This window comes from Nocardia sp. NPDC058497, assembly GCF_042720195.1.
Classification (GTDB): Bacteria; Actinomycetota; Actinomycetes; order Mycobacteriales; family Mycobacteriaceae; genus Nocardia.
Genome location: NZ_JBHXMY010000547.1, coordinates 1 through 3,912, shown reverse-complemented (window position 1 = coordinate 3,912; position 3,912 = coordinate 1). Strand labels below are relative to the sequence as shown.

The 3,912-nt window shown below is 67.8% G+C and carries 3 protein-coding genes and 2 pseudogenes; 4 read left to right on the top strand and 1 reads right to left on the bottom strand.

Annotation, left to right across the window (positions count from 1 at the left end; genetic code table 11):
- The first annotated feature begins 92 nt into the window (after positions 1-92).
- Both ACFWPJ_RS26920 and ACFWPJ_RS26915 read left to right on the top strand, forming a co-directional pair.
- Positions 93-560 (top strand): RDD family protein, encoded by a 468-nt coding sequence (locus tag ACFWPJ_RS26920; protein ID WP_378855398.1) that lies wholly within the window; start codon positions 93-95, stop codon positions 558-560.
- A 159-nt stretch (positions 561-719) separates the two neighbouring features.
- Positions 720-1,841, top strand: a pseudogene (locus ACFWPJ_RS26915) (glycoside hydrolase family 5 protein); the annotation flags it as partial.
- A gap of 234 nt (positions 1,842-2,075) precedes the next feature.
- Here the strand turns inward: ACFWPJ_RS26915 and ACFWPJ_RS26910 are convergent.
- Positions 2,076-2,195 (bottom strand): annotated as a pseudogene (locus ACFWPJ_RS26910) (hypothetical protein); the annotation flags it as partial.
- Between the two features lie 355 nt (positions 2,196-2,550).
- On the opposite strand from ACFWPJ_RS26910, the gene ACFWPJ_RS26905 reads away from it, so the two are divergent.
- Both ACFWPJ_RS26905 and ACFWPJ_RS26900 read left to right on the top strand, forming a co-directional pair.
- On the top strand, positions 2,551-2,967 hold the full coding sequence (locus ACFWPJ_RS26905; protein ID WP_378855396.1) for a cold shock domain-containing protein: 417 nt from the start codon (positions 2,551-2,553) through the stop codon (positions 2,965-2,967).
- A 125-nt stretch (positions 2,968-3,092) separates the two neighbouring features.
- Positions 3,093-3,912, top strand: an 820-nt coding sequence (locus ACFWPJ_RS26900; RefSeq protein ID WP_378855394.1) for an ATP-dependent DNA ligase, incomplete at its 3' end; no start/stop codon positions are given.

Sequence of the window (3,912 nt, the reverse complement as noted above, 5' to 3'; positions counted from 1 at the left end):
GTATGCGGGGTCGATGATGCCCGAGAGGCGTTCCTGGACTTCGGTTTCGGTGCTGCCGACGTATGCCACGCCCGATCGCTACGCTGATATGCATGAGCGATTCGGGGGCCGATCAGCGCGAGGCCGCGGCGCTGGCGAAGAGATACGAGCAGCGACCGGACGGGACATTACGTCTCGGGCCTGCTGTCGAAACGGACGCACAACCGGTAGTTTGTCTATGGTTGGTGTCCGCCTCCCGGGCGGACGGCAGCGAGACCGGCGCGATCCGGGCATTCCTGATCGACGCGGCGTCGCACATCGGCATCGCCGTCGCCGTCTGGTGGGTACTCTGGGCGAACGGCAACGCGGTGGCCGTCCCCCTCGGAATCTGCGCCTGGGTAGCCGCCTCATTCGTGCATCGCACGCTGATCCAGCGTGCCACCCGCACCACCCTCGGCAAAGCCTTCTTCGGCTTGCGCCTGCGTTACCCCGACGGCAGCTACCCTTCGCTGTGGCGCTTGATATTGCACTGGTCGGCGACACCACTGGATGCCGTGGCCATAGCGCTGTCCTTTGCCTGAGGCCGACCGCCACCGAATCTCGTCATCCACTCCGGCCGTAGCAGTTCCACTCCCCATGTGTCCTTGACCACACCGGGATTCGACCGCTATGGTCTCACGCCAAGCACTTGGACGTGCGTTCAATTGGACACATGTCCACCAGTGGATCGAGGGACACCAATGGCGAGAGCAGGCATCCGATCGAGGCGATCGCCGAGGTGGCGGCGGTGGGCGGCGACGTCCGTGCTGGTGGTGGGCATGATCGCGAGCGGCGGCAGCGGGTCCGGGCCCGTCGGCGCGGAGCCGGGGATGACGCCGTTGCGGGCGCAGGGGGCGGCGCTGGTCGACGGGTTCGGGCGGACCGTGCTGCTGCACGGAGTGAACACCGTCGACAAGGACGCGCCGTATCTGCAGCCCGGCGACGGGTTCGTGCTGAGCGACGACGCGGCGGCGCTGCTCGCCCGGCACGGGTTCAACACGGTGCGGCTCGGGGTGTCCTTCGACGGGTTGATGCCGACCGAGGGCGTGGTCGACACGGCCTACCTCGATCGCGTGGAGACGGTGGTGGATACCCTTGCCGCGCACGGGATCTACACACTGCTCGACAATCATCAGGACGGGCTGTCGGAGATCTGGGGCGGCAACGGATTTCCCGAGTGGGCCATCCGGGCCAGGCCGGGCGACGGCGAGCCGAATCCCGGCTTCCCGCTGTATTACCTGATGCCGAGCATGAATGCCGGATGGGACGAGGTCTGGAACAACACCCACGGTGTCCTCGACCATCTCGGGGTCGCGCTGGGCGCGCTCGCCGAGCGGATGAATGGCCGCGCGAGTGTGCTCGGCATCGAGCTGCTCAACGAACCATGGCCCGGCTCACCATTTCTCAGCTGCTTTCCGAACGGCTGCCCGGAGTTCGACGCGAAATATCAACGCGCACTGCAACGATTGACCGACGCCGTGCGGGCCCGCAATGCCGCCGTGCCGGTGTTCTGGGAGCCCAATGTCACCTGGAACGAGACGATGCCGAGCCATCTCGGCAAGAATCCGCCGATCACCAGCACCGACATCGTGTTCTCCCCGCACGACTACTGCATCCCCAGCCAGCTCGCCATCTACCTCGACCTGCCCGAGGAACTGCGCGCGGTGTGCCCGGTGCAGCAGGATAAGACCTGGTCCAACATCGACTCGTTCACCGACCGCACCGACATCCCCACCATGGTCACCGAATTCGGCGACGGAGATCCGACGGTGTTGCGCAACACCACCACTCGCGCCGACGAACGCTTCATCGGCTGGCACTACTGGCACTACCGCGGCAACAACGGTGACCCCTTCCGCGGCGACCTCGGCCGCGAACTGGTCCGCACCTATCCGCAAGCCACCGCGGGCACGCCCGACGCGATGATCTTCGATTCCGCCACCGGCGATTTCGCCTACCGCAACCCTCCCCGCGCCCCCCCCGCGCCCCCCCCCCACGACCTGCTGGGCCGGGCCACGGTCGGTCGCCGGGTAGGTGGTCCGCAGCGGTTCGTGCCTGGCGACCAGGCAGTCGAGCGCGGACCGCAGCGCGGTCACGTCGATGACAGTGCCGCGCAGCCGCATGGCGCGGGCGACGTTCCAGTCCGCGGACCGGCCGAGCCGGGCGGCATGCCACATCCGTTCCTGGGCGGGCGCCAGCGGCACGTGCGCCGGGCGTGGTCGCGGCGCCAGCACGGCCACCGGCGGTGCCGGCGGCCGGAAACACACCGGCTCGGACGCCGCACGCGACGGTGCTGTCAGGACGCCGCGACCGGCATCGTTTCCCCCCGACCTCATCCCCGACCCGGGGTCGAACACTCGTCACAACCTCCACTCCTGTACCGAACAGATTCGGAACGCTAACGAGGCGATGTGAACGAACAGTTGCCGGATTGTGACCATGCCCGGTCGGTGCGGCCGCGGGCCGGCGTCGGAGATGTCGCGGTCTGCCCACTTTCCGGGAAAAACGCCCAAAAGCCGCGTTAGAGTGACGATGGGAAGCGGAGCGAGGAGCTGGTTGGTGTCCATCGGGAAATTGGTGTCGTTCGACGGGTCACGGGGTTTCGGGTTCATCCGGCCCGACGACGGCGGGCCCGATGTGTTCGTCCACGTCAACGACATCGGGCTCGACGAGGACGAGCTGCGCCAGGGCAGACTGTTCGAATTCGACGTCACCGAGGGCGATCGCGGCCCCAAGGCGATCAACCTGACCGCGGTGGGCCACGCCGCGCCGCCGCCGAAATCGCGCAAGGACCGCACCGCCGGCGATCGGCTCGGCGCCGACGAGCTGCGCAGGCAGATCACCGAACTGCTGCTGGAAGCCTCGCCCGCCCTGACGGCGGCCGAGATCATCACCATCCGCGACCGCTTCACCCTCTTCGCCGACGAGCACGGCTGGCTCGACAGCTGAGCGCGACACCGCCGCGCTCGATATCCGCGCGCTGTCGGTGGGCCGCCCTACGATCGAACTCGCACCGATGAATCGGGTGCGCTCGCGTCGTCGACACGGGTGAACCCACCCGCGAGGAGGATCGGATGGATCTACCGGTGATGCCGCCCGTGCGCCCGATGCTGGCCAAGTCGACGCCGTCGCTGCCCCGCGAACCCGGGCTCGCCTACGAACCGAAGTGGGACGGATTCCGCTGCATCGTGTTCCGCGACGGCGACGAGATCGAACTGGGTTCCCGCAACGACCGCCCGCTCACCCGGTACTTCCCCGAACTGGCCGAGCTGCTGAAAGCCGCACTGCCGCAGCGCTGTGTCGTCGACGGGGAGATCGTGGTCGTCACCGATCAGGGCCTGGATTTCGACACTCTGCAGCAGCGGCTGCATCCGGCGGCGTCGCGGGTGAACAAGCTCGCCGTGGAGACACCGGCCAGCTTCGTGGCATTCGATCTGCTCGCCCTGGGTGACCGCGACCTGACGAAGGAACCGTTCACCGAGCGCAGGCGCGAACTCGAGTCCCTGCTCGACGCCGCGCCGGGGCGGATCCACCTGACGCCGATCACCCACGATCCCGATGTCGCCCAGGACTGGTTCACCCGGTTCGAGGGCGCGGGCTTCGACGGGGTGATGGCCAAGGCCGACGATCTCCCCTACCTGCAGGACAAGCGGGTGATGCTCAAGATCAAGCACGAACGCACCGCCGACTGCGTTGTCGCCGGGTACCGGCTGCACAAGGATGGCGAAGGGGTCGGCTCGCTGCTGCTCGGCCTGTTCGACGACAAGGGCAACCTGAACCATGTCGGCGTCGCCTCGAGCTTCACCGCGGCCCGGCGGCGCGAACTGCTCGGCGAGCTGGCGCCGCTGCGGGAGAACGCGCTCGACAATCATCCGTGGCGCAACTGGGCCGACG

Bases quoted from the DNA above. Each gene is read 5' to 3' on its own strand.
- ACFWPJ_RS26920 (WP_378855398.1), top strand. From the start codon at position 93: ATGAGCGATTCGGGGGCCGATCAGCGCGAGGCCGCGGCGCTGGCGAAG.
- ACFWPJ_RS26905 (WP_378855396.1), top strand. From the start codon at position 2,551: ATGGGAAGCGGAGCGAGGAGCTGGTTGGTGTCCATCGGGAAATTGGTG.